The organism is Stenotrophomonas sp. YJH_SMC_79 (genome assembly GCF_059367995.1).
Genome location: NZ_JCAFRK010000001.1, coordinates 518,094 through 533,485, shown reverse-complemented (window position 1 = coordinate 533,485; position 15,392 = coordinate 518,094). Strand labels below are relative to the sequence as shown.

At 67.5% G+C, this 15,392-nt stretch carries 12 protein-coding genes; 4 read left to right on the top strand and 8 right to left on the bottom strand.

Annotated features, from left to right (window positions below; all coding sequences use genetic code 11):
* Window positions 1-66: 66 nt before the first annotated feature.
* Window positions 67-1,626 (bottom strand): serine hydrolase, encoded by a 1,560-nt coding sequence (locus tag AC5P57_RS02585; protein WP_099551365.1) that lies wholly within the window; start codon window positions 1,624-1,626, stop codon window positions 67-69.
* Between the two features lie 110 nt (window positions 1,627-1,736).
* Here AC5P57_RS02585 and AC5P57_RS02580 point away from each other — a divergent pair, with 110 nt between their 5' ends.
* Genes AC5P57_RS02580 through AC5P57_RS02570 form a run of 3 tightly spaced genes read left to right on the top strand, consistent with a single transcriptional unit; the run spans window position 1,737 to window position 3,977 of the window.
* Window positions 1,737-2,180, top strand: coding sequence for a VOC family protein (locus AC5P57_RS02580; RefSeq protein WP_099551366.1), 444 nt, complete (start codon window positions 1,737-1,739; stop codon window positions 2,178-2,180).
* Window positions 2,177-2,995: a DUF72 domain-containing protein gene (locus AC5P57_RS02575; RefSeq protein ID WP_262236206.1), complete on the top strand. Its 819-nt coding sequence runs from the start codon at window positions 2,177-2,179 to the stop codon at window positions 2,993-2,995. The genes AC5P57_RS02580 and AC5P57_RS02575 overlap by 4 nt, the downstream gene beginning before the upstream one ends.
* A 34-nt stretch (window positions 2,996-3,029) precedes the next feature.
* Complete coding sequence (locus AC5P57_RS02570; RefSeq protein ID WP_032128349.1) at window positions 3,030-3,977, top strand: DMT family transporter; 948 nt, start codon at window positions 3,030-3,032, stop codon at window positions 3,975-3,977.
* A gap of 45 nt (window positions 3,978-4,022) precedes the next feature.
* Here the strand turns inward: AC5P57_RS02570 and AC5P57_RS02565 are convergent, their stop codons facing one another.
* The 6 genes from AC5P57_RS02565 to AC5P57_RS02540 form a co-directional block, all read right to left on the bottom strand.
* Complete coding sequence (locus tag AC5P57_RS02565; protein WP_099551383.1) at window positions 4,023-5,183, bottom strand: AAA family ATPase; 1,161 nt, start codon at window positions 5,181-5,183, stop codon at window positions 4,023-4,025.
* Window positions 5,184-5,344: 161 nt separating this feature from the next.
* Complete coding sequence (locus AC5P57_RS02560) at window positions 5,345-6,409, bottom strand: sensor domain-containing diguanylate cyclase (RefSeq protein WP_099551368.1); 1,065 nt, start codon at window positions 6,407-6,409, stop codon at window positions 5,345-5,347.
* 144 nt (window positions 6,410-6,553) lie between these two features.
* Window positions 6,554-7,276 (bottom strand): pseudouridine synthase, encoded by a 723-nt coding sequence (locus AC5P57_RS02555; protein ID WP_099551369.1) that lies wholly within the window; start codon window positions 7,274-7,276, stop codon window positions 6,554-6,556.
* Between the two features lie 34 nt (window positions 7,277-7,310).
* Entirely contained in the window at window positions 7,311-8,975 is a 1,665-nt protein-coding gene (locus AC5P57_RS02550) for a sensor domain-containing diguanylate cyclase (protein ID WP_262236205.1), read from the bottom strand.
* A gap of 109 nt (window positions 8,976-9,084) precedes the next feature.
* Window positions 9,085-11,508, bottom strand: coding sequence for a putative bifunctional diguanylate cyclase/phosphodiesterase (locus AC5P57_RS02545; RefSeq protein WP_495219426.1), 2,424 nt, complete (start codon window positions 11,506-11,508; stop codon window positions 9,085-9,087).
* A 227-nt stretch (window positions 11,509-11,735) separates the two neighbouring features.
* Window positions 11,736-13,682 carry a DEAD/DEAH box helicase gene (locus AC5P57_RS02540; protein ID WP_262236204.1) on the bottom strand — a complete coding sequence of 649 codons (1,947 nt, stop codon included), beginning with the start codon at window positions 13,680-13,682 and terminating at the stop codon, window positions 11,736-11,738.
* Window positions 13,683-13,948: 266 nt separating this feature from the next.
* Between AC5P57_RS02540 and AC5P57_RS02535 the strand changes: the two genes are divergently transcribed.
* The gene (locus tag AC5P57_RS02535; RefSeq protein ID WP_012479588.1) at window positions 13,949-14,170 is read left to right on the top strand and encodes an RNA-binding S4 domain-containing protein; all 222 of its coding nucleotides are present in this window, start codon (window positions 13,949-13,951) and stop codon (window positions 14,168-14,170) included.
* A gap of 11 nt (window positions 14,171-14,181) precedes the next feature.
* Here the strand turns inward: AC5P57_RS02535 and ubiM are convergent, their stop codons facing one another.
* On the bottom strand, window positions 14,182-15,360 hold the full coding sequence (gene ubiM, locus AC5P57_RS02530) for a 5-demethoxyubiquinol-8 5-hydroxylase UbiM (protein ID WP_262236202.1): 1,179 nt from the start codon (window positions 15,358-15,360) through the stop codon (window positions 14,182-14,184).
* Window positions 15,361-15,392 lie beyond the last annotated feature (32 nt).

Here is a 15,392-nt window from a genome sequence, read left to right as displayed (position 1 = left end):
CCGGCCAGCGGCCGGCACTATCCATCGGATTCGTCAAACGTTGGCGCCGGGCCACGTCCGGCGGCGTCACTTCACCGGAGTGAACAGCAGGTCCTGGAAATCGAAACTGAAATCGGTCAGGTCGGAAATCGGCTGCATGCGCACCTCGCGCACCTTGCCATCCGGGTCCAGGCTGAAGTTCACGAATGCGTCGGCGTTGAGCGAACGGTCGTCCCAGCGCACGATGAAGGTGTCGTGCTGCCAGTGCTCCAGGCGACCGCTCAGCTGCGCGGTCTTGGCAAAGCGCAGGCGCAGGCCCTTGCCCTCGCTGCTGACCTGCATATCACCGTACCAGCGGTCACGGAAGGTGCCGGTGTAGCCGGCCAGCGCCAGCGACGGCCTGCTGCCCTTGTCGCGCGCGCTCTGGTGCTTGGCCCAGGCCTCGTCGGCCTTGTCCTGGCCCTTGGCCACGGCCTTGGCATAGGCATCCACCCAATCGTGCTTTTCTCCACCCAGGTAGGCGTCAAGCACGCTCAGGGTGATCGCGTTGAACGCCGCACCCACCTCCTGGTTGGTCAGCACCACCACGCCCAGCTTCTCGCCCGGCACCAGGGTCAGCCGCGAGACCATGCCCGGCCAGCCACCGGTATGCCAGACCAGCTTCTGCCCGCGATAGTCGCTCAGGCTCCAGCCCTCGCCATAGCCGGCGAAATTGGCCCGCGCCGGTGCCAGTTCCGGCACGCTTGGCGCCGGAATCGACTGCGGCGTGATCATCCGCCACATCTGCTGCTGGCTCTTCTCGGTGAACAACGGCGTGCCATCGGCCAGCTTGCCTTCGGCCAGCTGCACCTGCATCCAGCGCGCCATGTCATGCGCGCTGGAATAGATGCCACCGGCGCCTGCGTTGTTCGACCAGGTCAGCGGCGCAACGGTGCGCAGATCCTTGAAATCGTACTTGGCGTGTCCGACCGCGGCCTTGTCACCGGGCTTCAGGTGATCGGCGTTGTAGCGCGTGCCGGTCATGCCCACCTTGTCGAAGATGCGCGCCTGCAGGAACTGCTGGTAGCTCATGCCGGAAACGTGCTCGATCACCTGCTGGGCGACCGCGTACAGGATGTTGTCGTAGGCATAGCTTTCGCGGAAACCGCCCTTCAGCGGCACCTTGCCCAGGCGCTCCACCACTTCGGCATTGCTGTAGGACGTGGTCGGCCAGAACAGCAGGTCACCGGCGCCCAGGCTCAGGCCACTGCGATGCGACAGCAGGTCGCGGATCGTCATCTGCCCGGTAACGAACGGATCGGACATGCGGAACGACGGCAGGTGGTCGATCACCTTGTCATCCATCTTCAGCTTGCCGTCCTCGGCCAGCAGGTTCAGCGAGGTTGCGGTGAACGCCTTGGTATTGGAGGCAATGGCGAACAGGGTGTCGGCCTGGACCGGCTCCGGCCTGCCCTGTTCACGCACGCCCCAACCGCGCTCGAGCACGACCTGGCCGTCCTTGACCACGGCCACGGCGATGCCGGGCACGTCGAACTGCGCGCGCACGCGCTCGACGGTCGCATCCAGGTCCTGCAGCTGCGCCGGGGTGCCCGCGCTTGCCATGGTCGTGCATGCCAGCAGCACGGCTCCTCCAATCCAGGGTTTCATCCAGCACGATCTCCGAACAGGGGTGGCGGCCATGTGCAGGCCGTCATCAAGGGTTCGCGCGATGGTAACGGTCATCGGCGCAGGCTGGCCTGTGCCATAGGAGGGGTGTCATGGACGGGAACGGCCAACCGAGCAATGGATCCACCATCATTCCTTGCCTGCGCTACCGCGATGCGCAGGCGGCGATCGACTGGCTGCAGCGCGCCTTCGGCTTTCATGCCCAGGCGGTGTATGCCGATGGCGATACCGTGTTCCACGCCCAGCTGACCTTCGGCAACGGCATGATCATGCTCGGCTCGGCCGTCAAGGAAAGCGCCTGGAGCCAGCATGCCGCGATGCCGGACGAGGTGGGCGGCCGCCAGACCCAGAGTGCCTGCGTGATCGTCACCGATGCCGACGCGCACTACGCCCGGGCCAAGGCGGCCGGGGCACGCATCGTCATCGACATCGCCGACCAGGACTACGGCGGCCGTGGCTATGCCTGCGCCGATCCGGAAGGCTACCTGTGGTGGTTCGGCAGCTACGATCCCTGGCGCGCGGACCACGGCCAGTGACCGCAGGAGCGATCCGCTGCGGCATCGGCGGCTGGGTGTTTTCGGAATGGCGCGGCGGCGTGTTCTATCCCGCCGGCCTGCCGCAGCGGGAAGAGCTGGCACACGCCAGCCGTGCGCTGCGCTGCATCGAGATCAACGGCACCTTCTACCGCACGCCGACCGCAGTGCAATGCGCGCAATGGGCCGCGCAGACCCCTGAAGGCTTCCGTTTCTCGCTGAAGGCGCCGCGCTACCTGGTACAGCGCCGCGACCTGTCCAGCACGGTGGATGCCGCGGCGCCGTTCCTGCAGGCCGCACTCGCGCTCGGTGACCGGCTGGGCCCGCTACTGTGGCAGTTCGATCCACGGCATCCGGCCGACGCCGAAGCGCTGGAACGGCTGATGGCGCAGCTGCCGAAGCAACTGGACGGCGTGCCGTTGCAGCACGCCCTGGAAGTCCGCAATGCCGAGGCGCACGGCCCGGAACTGGTTACCGCTGCGCGCGCGCACGGCGTGGCCCTGGTGATCGAGGACAGCGACGAGGCACCCCTGCATGGCGATGTCAGCGCCGGCTTCGTCTACGCACGGATCAAGCGCAGCCAGGCACGTTTGAACGAGGGCCTGCCGGCACCCGTGCAGCAGCGCTGGGCCGAACGGGCCCGGCGCTGGTCGCGCGGCGAGCCGGTGGACGACCTGCCCTGCCTGGCAGCGCCCGCCCCTGAAACCCCGCGCGAGGTCTACCTGCTGTGCATCGGCGCAGGCAAGGCGCGCAACCCGGCGGCAGCGATGGCGCTGCAGCGGCAGGTTGACCGGGGCAACAATTCCACACGCGGGTAGCGCTGCGACGTTCGCCTTGCCTCACAATAGGCGGATGAGCACACCCGACACCCGCAAAGCGCTGTGGCAGATCCACTTCTGTGTCCTGCTGTGGGGCGTCACCGCCATCCTCGGCAAACTGATCACCCTGCCCGCATTGCCGCTGGTGTGGTGGCGCATGCTGCTGGTGACGGCGATGCTGGCCCTGCTGCCGCGGGTCTGGCGCGGGCTGCGCACCCTGCCCCTGCGGCTGGTGGCTGGTTACGCCGGCATCGGTGCGCTGGTCGCCCTGCACTGGCTGACGTTCTACGGTGCGGTGAAGCTGGCCAATGCGTCGGTGGCCGCCACCTGCATCGCGCTGGCGCCGGTGTTCACTTCAATCATCGAACCGTGGGTAGCCAAGCGGCCGTTCCAACTGCGTGAACTGGCCTTCGGCCTGGCAGTACTGCCGGGCGTGGCGCTGGTGGTCGGTGGCGTGCCCGATGGCATGCGCCTGGGTGTATTGATCGGCGCGATCTCGGCATTGCTGGTGGCGGTGTTCGGCTCGCTCAACAAGCGCATGGTCAGCCACGCCGATCCGCTTACGGTCACGGCGCTGGAGCTGGGTGCCGGCACCCTCACCCTGACCCTGCTGGCACCGCTGATGCCCTACCTGCTGCCGGCGCTGGCCAGCCCGCTGTGGGTGGTTCCGGACCTGCACGACGGCATCCTGCTGCTGGTACTGGCCGGGTTCTGCACGCTGCTGCCGTTCGCCCTGGCCCTGGTCGCGCTGCGCCACCTGAGCGCCTACACCGTACAGCTGGTGACCAACCTGGAACCTGTCTACGCAGTGGTGCTGGCGGTGGTGCTGCTGCGCGAGCAGCACGAGGTCACGCCATGGTTCTACCTGGGCGTGGCGATCATCGTCGGAGCAGTGTTCCTGCATCCGCTGCTCAATCGCCGCAAGCCGGTGCAGCATCCGGAAATCCTTGGCACGGCCGAGGCACGCAACATCGCCGATTGAGTGCATCCACGCACGGCGTGGATCTACCGCGCGTGGAGCGACGTTTCAGCGCTGCGGCCAGTGCCATGCCGGGGCATCCAGCAGCCCCTGCCCACTCAACAACGTGCGGCCCTGCTCCTTGTGCAGGTGCAGCGAGTGGCAGCCCGGCGCCTGCTCCAACGCAGCGATCAGCCGGCTGGCGTGAGACACCACCCATACCTGGCTGCGTGCACTGGCGGCGATGATCAGCCGCGCCAGCGCCGGCAGCAGGTCTGGATGCAGGCTGGTCTCCGGCTCATTGAGCACCAGCAGCGGCGGCGGGCGCGGTGTGTGCAGCGCGGCAGCCAGCAGCAGGAAACGCAGGGTGCCATCGGACAGCTCGGTCATCGACAAGGGCCGCAGCAGCCCGGGCTGGTGGAAGCGCAGGGCCAATCGGCCATCCAGTTCCTCGAAGCCGATCGTGGCACCTGGGAAGGCATCGTCCACGCTGCGTGCCAAGGCAACCGGATCTCCGATCTCGAGGATGGTCACCCAGGCCGCCGCCAGATCGCGGCCGTCGTGATGCAGCACCGGCGTGCGCGTGGCCATCGCCGGCTGCCGCGCCGGCGCATCGGCATCGCTGCGGAAATGATCGTAGAAGCGCCAGCGACGGATGTACTCACGCAGGGCGATGGTTTCCGGCATGCGCTGCGGATCGCCGACCTGGGTGAACAGGCTGTCGAACGATGACAGCCGGTCGTCGACCCGATCCCAGCCGTGCGCATGGCGTTGCCGCACCATCGCCCCGCGGCGATCGACCAGCAGGTTGGCGCTGCGCAGGAACGGCCCGGCCCAGATCGCCTCGGCCTTGATCTGCGGGTCCAGTGCGAACGCTGAACGGCTGGGCGGTGGATAGCCCAGGTCGATCGCATAGCCGAACTGGTCAGTGGCGAAGCCGAGCTTCAGGCCCACCGCTTCCTGGCGCGGGCCACCCTGCAGGGGAATGTCGCCCGCCGTGACCCGGCGGTCGATCTTTTCCGGGCCGGCCCACAACGCCGAGCCGAGTCCACCTTCGCGCGCCAGCACTGCGGCCACTCCGCCCTGCGCGGTTTCCGCCAACAGGCGCAGCGCGCGGTACAGACTGGATTTTCCACTGCCGTTGTCGCCGGTGACCACATTCAACGGCTGCAGCGGCAGCACCAGTCCATGCAGTGAACGGTAGTGGGCGATGGCCAGGGTCTGCAGCATGGTCGGCGTCCGCGGGAACAGATGCACCATGCTGGCCGGTCGTGGTCGCAGGGATTGCGACGCGACGGTGTTGAATCGGGAACGGCATCCACGCGTGGCGTGGGCCTACCTGAGTGGCATCGAATCATCCGCACGTCGCATCCATTCGACGGGGGGGCGATTCAGTCGGCCCGTTCCACCCGGTTGCGGCCATTGCCCTTGGCCCGGTACAGCGCCTTGTCGGCACGTGCCAGGGTCTCGTCCACGCTCTCGCCAGTGAGGTGCTGGGCGACACCGATACTGATCGTGACCGGGAAACCCAGCGGAAGGTCGGCCACCGCCAGGCGCAGGAACTCGCATTGCAGCTCCGCGGTGCGCAGATCGGTACCGGGCATCACCGCCACGAACTCTTCGCCGCCATAACGCGCGGCCATGCCGCGGCCGGCGAAGTGCGAGCGCAGCAGCGCTCCCAGCTCGGCCAGTACCCGGTCGCCGGTGGCGTGACCCTGGAAGTCGTTGATGTGCTTGAAATGGTCGATGTCCAGCAGCGCCACGCAGGCCGCACTGGGCGGATTCCCGGCCACCGCCTCTTCCAGCGCGGCCGCCATCGCACGGCGGTTGGGCAGGCCGGTCAAGGCATCGGTACGGCTCTGTGCGGCCAGGTCGGCATTCTGCGCCAGCAGTACGTCCTGGTATTCCGACAACAGGCGCTCGTAATCGTCGCGCTCCAGCATGTGCTTCTGGATGTCGAGGGCGAAGCGGCGCAGTTCCATCACCAGCATCACCTGCCGCGACAGAGCAGCCAGCGCCTCGGCCTTGTCGCTGGCCAGGTGCTGCGGATGCGCGTCGAACACGCATAGCGTGCCCAGCGGCAGGCCATCTGAACTGATCAGCGGCGCACCGGCATAGAAGCGGATGTGCGGATCGCCGGTCACCACCGGGTTGTCGTGGAAGCGGATGTCCTGCAGCGCGTCCTCCACCACCATGATTTCCTGCGGCTGCAGGATGGCGTGGCCGCACATCGATTCGCTGCGCAGGTTCTCCGCCGCATCGATGCCCTGGATCGACTTGAACCATTGCCGTTCGACGTCGATCAGGGTCACCGCCGCCATCGAAGTGCCGCAGACCGCCTTGGCGATCACTACCAGGTCGTCGAAGGATTTCTCACGCTCCGAATCCAGGATGCGGTAGCGGTACAGCGCCTCAAGCCGAAGGGCTTCGTTGGCGGGCTTGTCGGGCTTGATCATGCAGCGTCACGTTCCGGCAGGTCACCGCCAAGTCTAGCGGATGCCGGTGCGTAAACCGCACAACAGGTAGCGCCGGCCACTGGCCGGCATCCCGTAGTCATTCGATGACTGGTGCAGCCGGCCAGCGGCCGGCACTACCGCGCGTTACCAGTCCAGCTGCTTCGGCAGCAGGCCCTGCAGTTCCTGCTCGGTCAGGTTGCGCCACTGGCCCGGCTTCAGCGCGCCGATCTTGATGTTGTCGATGCGCACACGGCGCAGCTGGGTCACGCGGTAGCCGAATTCAGCGGCCATCAGTCGGATCTGCCGGTTCAGGCCCTGCTGCAGGGTAATGCGGAAACCGAACTTGGCGATGCGCGAGGTCTTGCACGGCAGGGTCATCTGATCGTGGATGCGCACGCCGCGCGCCATGCCACGCAGGAATTCATCGGTAACCGGCTTGTTCACCGCCACCAGGTACTCCTTCTGGTGGCCGTTCTCAGCGCGCAGGATCTGGTTGACGATGTCGCCGTTGCTGGTCATCAGGATCAAGCCTTCGGACTCCTTGTCCAGTCGGCCGACCGGGAAGATGCGCTGTTCGTGGCCGACGAAGTCGACAATGTTGCCCTTGACCGATGTTTCGGTGGTGCAGGTGACGCCGACCGGCTTGTTCAGCGCGATGTAGACGTGGCGGCGGGTCCCGGGCTTGCGGGCGACGCGGGCGCGCAGCGGCTGGCCGTCGACCAGTACCTGGTCTTCTTCGCCCACCACCGCACCGGTGCCGGCCGGGTGGCCGTTGACGGTGACGCGGCGGGCGGCGATCAGGCGATCGGCCTCGCGGCGGGAGCAGAAGCCGGTGTCGGCGATGTGTTTGTTGAGTCGGGTGGTCATCGCCCTATTATCCGGCATCGCCGCCCGCTGCGCCTCATGCCGGGCCGGGCGGATCGAGCTCTTCACCGTCGAACACACGGTTGCGGCCTGCGCGCTTGGCCACGTACATGGCATGGTCGGCCCGCCGCAGCAGTGCCGCCAGGTCATCCTCGCCCGGCCGCCACTGTGCCAGGCCGATGCTGGCCGTCACTTCCAGCCCCGCTACCTGCAACGCCAGGCCGGCCTCGGTGATGCGCTGGCGAAGGCGGTCCAGCCGCGCCGATGCCGCCTCACGCGGCATGCCCGGCATCAGCAGCAGGAACTCCTCGCCACCCATCCGTACCACTTCGTCCTGGCTGCGCACCGCCGTGCGCAAGGCCCGCGCGACGGCCACCAGCACCTGGTCGCCCACCGCGTGGCCATGACGGTCGTTGATGTCCTTGAACAGGTCGATGTCGAGGAAGCCGATCACCAGCGGCCCTCCTTCACGGTTGACACGCTCCAGATGCCGCGCCAGCTGCTGCAGGCCGGCACGACGGTTGGGCAGGCCGGTCAGGCCATCGGTCTCGGCCAGCTGGCGCAGCTCGTCACGCTGCTGGCGCAGGCGGCCAAGCCGCTGGTTCAGGGCGTAGGCAGCCATCATCAACAACCAGGTCACCGCCAGCTGCAGCGCCTCCACCCGGTATTCCAGCAGCCACTCCGCACCACAGGCATCGGCGATGATCAGTACCAGCATCGGTGCCAGCGCTGCCAGACCCGCCTGCGCCCAACGGTCACCGCGCCAGCGTGCCCACAGGCCGACCAGCAGTGCCAGGCCACACCCGGACAGATAGGACACCTGCAGGCCCTGTGCGACCCAGGCCAGATGCTCCCAGCGCAGCCACGGCACCAGCGTGGCCAGCGCCATCAGGGTCCACAACACCAGCAGCTGCGCAGAGCGCGATCGAGGCAGCACGCGGTCGCCTCCGTTCAGCCGCCACAGTGCCGGCAGCACCAGCGCCTGCGAGGCCGCGGTCAACGACAGCAGCCACCTCGCGCCATGCTCCCCCACCGGCAGCCAGGGTTCCGGGTAGCCACTGAGCCCGCCGAGGATGGCCTGCCACAACACCAGTATGGTGGTGCAGGCGATATAGACCAGGAAGCTTCGGTCGCGCGTGGTCAGGAACGCCATCAGCGCCGACAACGCCAGCGCGATCGCCACCGCGATGCAGGCGGCACGTACCAGCAGGCGCGCGGTATCGTTCTGCTGCACCGGGCTGGGTGCGCCCAGCCGCAGGGTCGGTACCCAGCGTGTTTTCAGCGGCGTCTGCCAGGAAACCAGGAAAGGCTCGTGGCTGCCTGCCGGCGGTACGGCCACCATGCCGATACCTGCGCGGAAACGCGAATCGCGGGTACGGGCATCATGCATGTCGCCGCAGATTTCGCGGTCGCCATGCTGGACGCGCACTTCACCGGCAAAGACGTTGAACACATCCAGTGCCTGCGGCTCGCCCGACCAGCCAGTGGGCGGTGCGGGCACCTCGGCCTGCTGGCGGGCGCCGGACAGCATCTGCGGCGTGCACGCTCGGTGCGGCGTCGGCTCGTCGGTAGCACCGCCGACCAGAAGATAATCACGGCCCGACACGGCCTCTGCAGCCAGAAGCGGCCACGGCAACGCCAACCACACCATCAGGACGGCCAACACCGCTCCTGTTCCATACCGCCACTGCCTGCCGCCCACGCCACGTCCTGTTCCTGCTTACGTCCGCGCCCACTGCGCGTCGCCCCTGGCGCGCATTATCGCAGCCGGGCACGCCGCGCATGTGTAGACCAAAGTCGGCGTCCGCGGTTCAGCCTGCGCTGGGCGGTCCCTTCACGGCCACCAGCCGGAACGGCCTCAGGTCAGCCAGGGTCATCCGCTCCAGCGGCTGCGGCCGCTCGACCGCATAGCCCTGCAGGCCCTGCACCCCAAGCCGGGTCAGTGCGGCGGCGACTTCGGCGGTCTCCACCCATTCGGCCACCACCTCCATCTGCAGCTCGCGCCCCAGTTCACTGATCGCGCGCACGGTGGCGTGGCTGACCGGGTCGGTGTCCATGTCGCGGACGAAGGCGCCGTCGATCTTGAGCATGTCGGCCGGCAGCTGGCGCAGATAACCGAACGAAGAGAGGCCGGACCCGAAGTCGTCCAACGCCATCCGGCAGCCGCGCGCCTTCACCGCGTCGATGAACGCACGGGCCTGGCTGAGGTTGCTGATCGCGGCCGTTTCGGTGATCTCGAAACACAGCTTGGACGCCAGCGCACGGTTGCGTTCGAGCAGGTCGCAGACGAAGGAGAGGAAACCCGGTTCGGCAATCGACTGGGCAGATACATTGACGTTGCACAGTCCCAGCTGGCGGACATGCACCGGGCAGACCTGCAGGTGGCGGAACAGCAGTCCGAGCACGTGCCGGTCCAGCGCTACCGCCATGCCATAGCGCTCCACCGCAGGCATGAACTGTCCGGGCAGGTGCAGGTTGCCGTCGGTGCCCCGCATGCGCACCAGCACTTCATAGTGCAGGTAGGACGGATCGCCAACCCGGGCGATGCGTTGCGCATACAACAGCATCCGGTTCTCGGCCATCGCCAGGCTGACACCCTGCAGGCGCTCGGCCTCCTGCCGCCGCTCCTCCAGTGCCATTCGGTTCTCGTTGAAGCAGTGCACGCGGTTGCGGCCGGCCTGCTTGGCGGCATAGCAGGCACTGTCGGCAGCGCTCATCAGCCAGTTCACATCGGGTGCGTCGGCGCTGACTTCGACCACGCCGATGCTGCAGCTCAGCTGCGGGCGGCCTTCACTGATGGGGAAGGTCGCCTGCCCCAGGTTGCGGATCACCCGCTGCAGCACCCGCTTGGCTTCGTCCTGGCTGGCATGGGCAAGAAATACCGCGAACTCATCGGCGCCAAGTCGCCCGACCCAGTCGCCATCACGCACCGCAGCCACCAGGTAGTCGGCAAAGCTGGGCAGCATCTGATCGCCGGCGGCGTGGCCGAAACTGTCGTTGACCAGCTTGAAGTGGTCCAGATTGATGTAGCACAGCGCATGCGTTCCACCATCGCTGCGCACCTGCAGCAGTGCGCGTTCCAGCAGGCGTTCGATCTCGCGACGGTTGATCAGGCCGGTCAACGGATCATGGCTGGCGTGGTGCTCGATCTCGCGTGCCAGCGCATGGTTCTGGCTGACGTCCTCGATGATCGCGAACACCGACAGGCCACCGCCGGCGCTGCGCACACCGGTACCGCTCCAGCGCCCCCAGACCAGGCTGCCGTCACGCCGGCAGAAGCGCAGTTCGCTCGGCCGCAGCTGGCGGTCCCAGTCGATGCGGCCGACGCCGTCGATGACCAGCTCGCCTTCCATCAGCAGATCGCCCAGCGACATCTGCAGCAGCACCTCACGCCGGTAATCGAGGATATCGGCCATCGCCTGGTTGGCTTCGACCACCCTGCCTTCGGTGTCAAGCTTGAGCATGCCGACGTTGGCCTGGTAGAACGCCGCGCGGAAGCGGCTCTCGTGTTCGGTCAGGTCCTTGCCCACGCGGCGCGCGAGAGCCACCGCCATCAGGCTGATCGCCAGCACCGACAGTCCTCCCACCACCAGCGTCGCGATGCGCACCATGGTGGCCATCCGCAGCAATGCCTGCGAGAACGCCTGCGCCTGCACCTGCAGGCGACGGTCGAGATCACGCAGCTGTTGAAGGTAGCGGTCACGCGCAGCGACCGGCAGCCCGCCCTGGCCGTGCCGCTGCTGCAGCTCATCCACCAGCCGCTGCACGGCCATCAGGTCGCCGTCGGTCTGCCGCCACAGGGCGGTCGCTTCACGGAATGCGCCGATGTCGCGTGCATACCGGAACGAGAACACCAGTCGTGGAATATCGGCGCGCGCGTTACCGCCCCGCAGGAAGCCCTGCCGGGCCTTGGCCTCGTCCGGTTCGGCCTGCTCCAGTGCCAGCCGCGCCTGCAGATCCCCCATGGGCACCTGCAGGGCCCGGCGTGCATCGTCCAGGTCCTGGGCATCACCACGCGCCAGGTAGCGGCTGAGTGCGGCGGTCGCGTCCTGCTGCCCCCGCGACCAGTACCCCTGGCCGGCAATCCAGGCGGTGGAAGCCGCCTGCAGTTCCTGGATCAAGGCGGACAGTGCGACCAGGCCAATCGCCATGCCTGTCAACAACGCAAACCGAAGTCCCAGGCCGCGGGTCATCGGCACCCGCCGGCTCTGTTGGTCCGTGCCACTCCTACCCATCCCGGATCCCCCCGAATGTGATGCGGTGACAACCTCCTTTGGAACCAGCTCAGCCTAGGACCGGGAATGTGTTGGCCATGCGAAAAAGGGGACGGAGGGGATTAAGTCGTTTTCGGCATAAGCCCCCTGGCCAGCCATTTACGACTTAATCCCCTCCGTCCCCTTTTCCAGCCCCATAACGGACAACGCCAGCCCGAAGGCTGGCGTTGTCATGGCTGCGGTACGACTCAGTAGCTGCGCGGACCGCGCGGCTTGAAGCCGTCACGACGCGGCGCGCGGCTGTCGCGGTCACCACCACGGTCGCCGCCGTGGCCACCCGGACCACCCGGACCACCACGGCGCGGGCCACCCGGGCCGCCCGGACCACGCTTGTCGAAGCGCGGCTTGAACGGACGCGGTGCCGGGTTGGTGTCTTCACCCGGGGCCAGCGCGCGCATCTGCAGCTGCTGGCCGGACACCCAGACCTTCTGCAGGTGCGACAGCACGTCCGACGGCATCTGTGCCGGCAGGTCCAGCAGCGAGAAGTCGTCATGGATGTCGATACGGCCGATGAAGCGGCTTTCCAGGCCAGCTTCGTTGGCGATGGCGCCCACGATGTTGGCCGGCTTCACACCATGCTGGTGACCGACCGAAATACGGTAGGTCTCCATGCCCTGCTCCGGCGCACCACGCGGCGGAACCTCACGGCGCGGACGCTGCTCGAAACCACGTTCGGCGTCATCGCGACGCGGGCCACGCTCGAAGCGCGGACCACGCTCGTTACGGTCGAAGCGATCGCCACGCTCCGGACGGTCGCCACGGTCGAAGCGTTCGCGCGGCGCGCGCTCTTCACGCGGGGCCCGCACCGGCGGCTGCAGCAGGAACGGGGTATCGCCCTGCAGCATCTTCGCCAGCGCGGCTGCCACTTCAATGGCGGGCACGTTCTGCTCGTTCTCGAAGCGCTCCAGCAGCTGGCGGTAGAAGTCCAGGCCACCGGCACCCAGGGTTTCGGTGATGCGCGAGGTGAACTTGCTGATGCGGGTGTCGTTGACCGCTTCCACGCTCGGCAACTGCATTTCTTCGATCGGCTGGCGGGTGGCGCGCTCGATCTGGCGCAGCATGCCCTTCTCGCGCGGGGTGGCGAACAGGATCGCCTCACCGCTGCGGCCGGCACGACCGGTACGGCCGATGCGGTGCACGTAGCTTTCGGTGTCGTACGGGATGTCGTAGTTCAGCACGTGGCTGATGCGCTCCACGTCCAGGCCGCGCGCGGCCACGTCGGTGGCGACCAGGATGTCCAGCTTGCCTTCCTTCAGCATGGCGATGGTGCGCTCACGCTGGGCCTGCTGCATGTCACCGTTGATGGCGGCAGCGGCCAGGCCACGGGCCTGCAGCTTGCTGGCCAGTTCTTCGGTGCCGGCCTTGGTACGCGCGAAGATGATCATCGCGTCGAACGGCTCGACTTCCAGGATGCGGGTCAGCGCATCCAGCTTGTGCATGCCGCTCACCCACCAGTAGCGCTGGCGGATGTTGGCCGAGGTGGTGGTCTTGGCCGCGATGGTCACTTCCACCGGGTCCTGCAGGTAGGTCTGCGCGATGCGGCGGATCTGCGGCGGCATGGTGGCCGAGAACAGGGCTACCTGGCGCTGCTCCGGCAGCTTCTTCAGCACGGCTTCGACGTCGTCGATGAAGCCCATGCGCAGCATTTCATCGGCTTCGTCCAGCACCAGCGTCTTCAGCTCGGACAGGTCCAGGGTGCTGCGGTCGAGGTGGTCGATCACGCGGCCGGGGGTGCCGACCACGATATGCACGCCACGGCGCAGGGCCGACAGCTGCTGGCCGTACGGCTGGCCGCCGTACACCGGCAGCACGCGGAAGCCCGGGATCTTCGACGAATACGACTGGAACGCCTCGGCGACCTGGATGGCCAGTTCGCGCGTCGGCGCCAGGATCAGGGCCTGGGGCTTGATCTGCTGCAGGTCGATGTTGGACAGTACCGGCAGTGCGAACGCTGCGGTCTTGCCGGTACCGGTCTGGGCCTGGCCCAGTACGTCGCGGCCTTCCAGCATCGCCGGGATGGTGGCAGCCTGGATCGGCGACGGGGTTTCATAGCCGATGGCGGTGACCGCCTGCATCACGGGCTCGGACAGGCCGAGCTGCGCAAACTGCAGCGGCGCTTGGGAATCTTGGGACATGGGGAACTCCGAAGGCACTGCCGTCTTCCTGGCAGTGCGATAAAAAGGTGATGGTCCGCGCTTTGGGCGCCCTTCTTATCGCGTGCCCTGGCGCTGCTCGGTCGGAGGAGATTTCACTCGCTCAGAGCGGAATGATACCGCATTGATCCTGAACGAGGCGTACAGCTTTCCGTGCGCGTGCCGTCATGCCCCGCGCTGGCGCACAATACGCGCCCTCTTCCCGGCCCGGCCGCTGGCCCGCGCCCTCTTTCCAGGAACCCCGCTCCATGCAGATTCTCGAATTCGACCTCGACGGCGACTACGTCGAACTCAAGCAGCTGCTCAAGCTGGCCGACCTGGTCACCAGTGGCGGCGAGGCCAAGATGGTCATCAGCGACGGCCAGGTGCGGGTCGACGGCGAAGTCGAACTGCGCAAGGCCTGCAAGATCCGCGCAGGCCAGGTGGTCGAGTTCGCCGACAGCCAGATCCGGGTGCTGGCCGCCGGTTGATCTGAAGCTGTTCAGGCCACGCGCTGGGTCAGGTGCGAGGCAATCAGCTGCCTGAACGGTGCCACGCCCTGCGCCAGGCGCAGGCCCGCCGCCCGCAGCAGGCGCGCCGGACGGCGATCGTCGGTGTACAGGCTGGCGATCGCGTTGGTGGCCTCGTACAGAGGCCGCGACGCCAGCCGATGACCGCGCTGGTAGCTGGCCAGCATGCCGGCGGCGGCGATGTCGGCACCGCGGCGCTGCTGTGCGACGATACCCTGCGCCAGCCGCTGCGCGCTGGCCAGGCCCAGGTTGAAGCCATGCGCGGTGACCGGGTGCATGCCGACGGCGGCATCGCCGATCAGCGCCGAACGCTCGCCGACAAAACGGTGCGCGTACACACCGACCAGCGGATACGCCTGCGGCGTGGCCACCGGCTGCATCCGGCCAAGGCGGTGTTCGAAGCAAGCACTGACGGCCTCGCCAAAGGCCACCTCATCCATCGCCAGCAGCTCCTCGATCTGCCGCGGCAGCAGCGTGATCACCGCCGATGCCTGGCCCTCGTTGAGCGGCAGCAACGCCATCGTGCGGCCGTAGCCGAACCACTCCCAGGCAGTGTGGTGATGGTCGCGCTCGACCTGCATGCGGCACACCAGCATCGACTTGCCAAAGTCGCGCATCTGCGCCCCGATGCCGAGCATGCGGCGGGTGGCGGAGAAGCGGCTGTCAGCGGCCACCAGCAGCCGCGCATGAAGTTGGCTGCCGTCATCGAGTTTGACCACGTGGCCCTGCGCATCGGCGTGCACGCCCAGCACCTTGCGCCCGTCAAACAGCTCCAGGCCGTCCTGGCCCTGCACGGCATCCCATGCAGCACGGCGGATCAGATGGTTGGGTACCAGCCAGCCCAGCGGCTGGCCGTCAACCTGGCTGCTGGCGAAGGTCAGCGCGAACGGCGAGCCGCCGTTCATCACCCTGGCATCGCGTAGCTCAGCGACTTCGGCCTGCGGCAGGCGCTGCCACAGCCCCAGCTGCTCCATGCTCTGCCGCGAGGCATGGGTCAACGCGATCTCGCGGCCATCGAAGGCGGCCTCGGCCAGCGCCTGGCGCGGCTGCACTTCGACCAGCCCGACCTGCAGCCCGCTGCCGGCCAGCGCACGCGCGAAGCACAGACCCGCCGGTCCGGCGCCGACCACCACCACGTCCATTCTGCGCATGCGCGCCTCCTGCCGTTGATTCAGTCCGGGCC

Bases quoted from the DNA above. Each gene is read 5' to 3' on its own strand.
- AC5P57_RS02585 (WP_099551365.1), bottom strand. From the start codon at position 1,626: ATGAAACCCTGGATTGGAGGAGCCGTGCTGCTGGCATGCACGACCATG.
- AC5P57_RS02580 (WP_099551366.1), top strand. From the start codon at position 1,737: ATGGACGGGAACGGCCAACCGAGCAATGGATCCACCATCATTCCTTGC.
- AC5P57_RS02570 (WP_032128349.1), top strand. From the start codon at position 3,030: ATGAGCACACCCGACACCCGCAAAGCGCTGTGGCAGATCCACTTCTGT.
- AC5P57_RS02565 (WP_099551383.1), bottom strand. From the start codon at position 5,183: ATGCTGCAGACCCTGGCCATCGCCCACTACCGTTCACTGCATGGACTG.
- AC5P57_RS02560 (WP_099551368.1), bottom strand. From the start codon at position 6,409: ATGATCAAGCCCGACAAGCCCGCCAACGAAGCCCTTCGGCTTGAGGCG.
- AC5P57_RS02555 (WP_099551369.1), bottom strand. From the start codon at position 7,276: ATGACCACCCGACTCAACAAACACATCGCCGACACCGGCTTCTGCTCC.
- AC5P57_RS02545 (WP_495219426.1), bottom strand. From the start codon at position 11,508: ATGGGTAGGAGTGGCACGGACCAACAGAGCCGGCGGGTGCCGATGACC.
- AC5P57_RS02540 (WP_262236204.1), bottom strand. From the start codon at position 13,682: ATGTCCCAAGATTCCCAAGCGCCGCTGCAGTTTGCGCAGCTCGGCCTG.
- AC5P57_RS02535 (WP_012479588.1), top strand. From the start codon at position 13,949: ATGCAGATTCTCGAATTCGACCTCGACGGCGACTACGTCGAACTCAAG.
- ubiM (WP_262236202.1), bottom strand. From the start codon at position 15,360: ATGCGCAGAATGGACGTGGTGGTGGTCGGCGCCGGACCGGCGGGTCTG.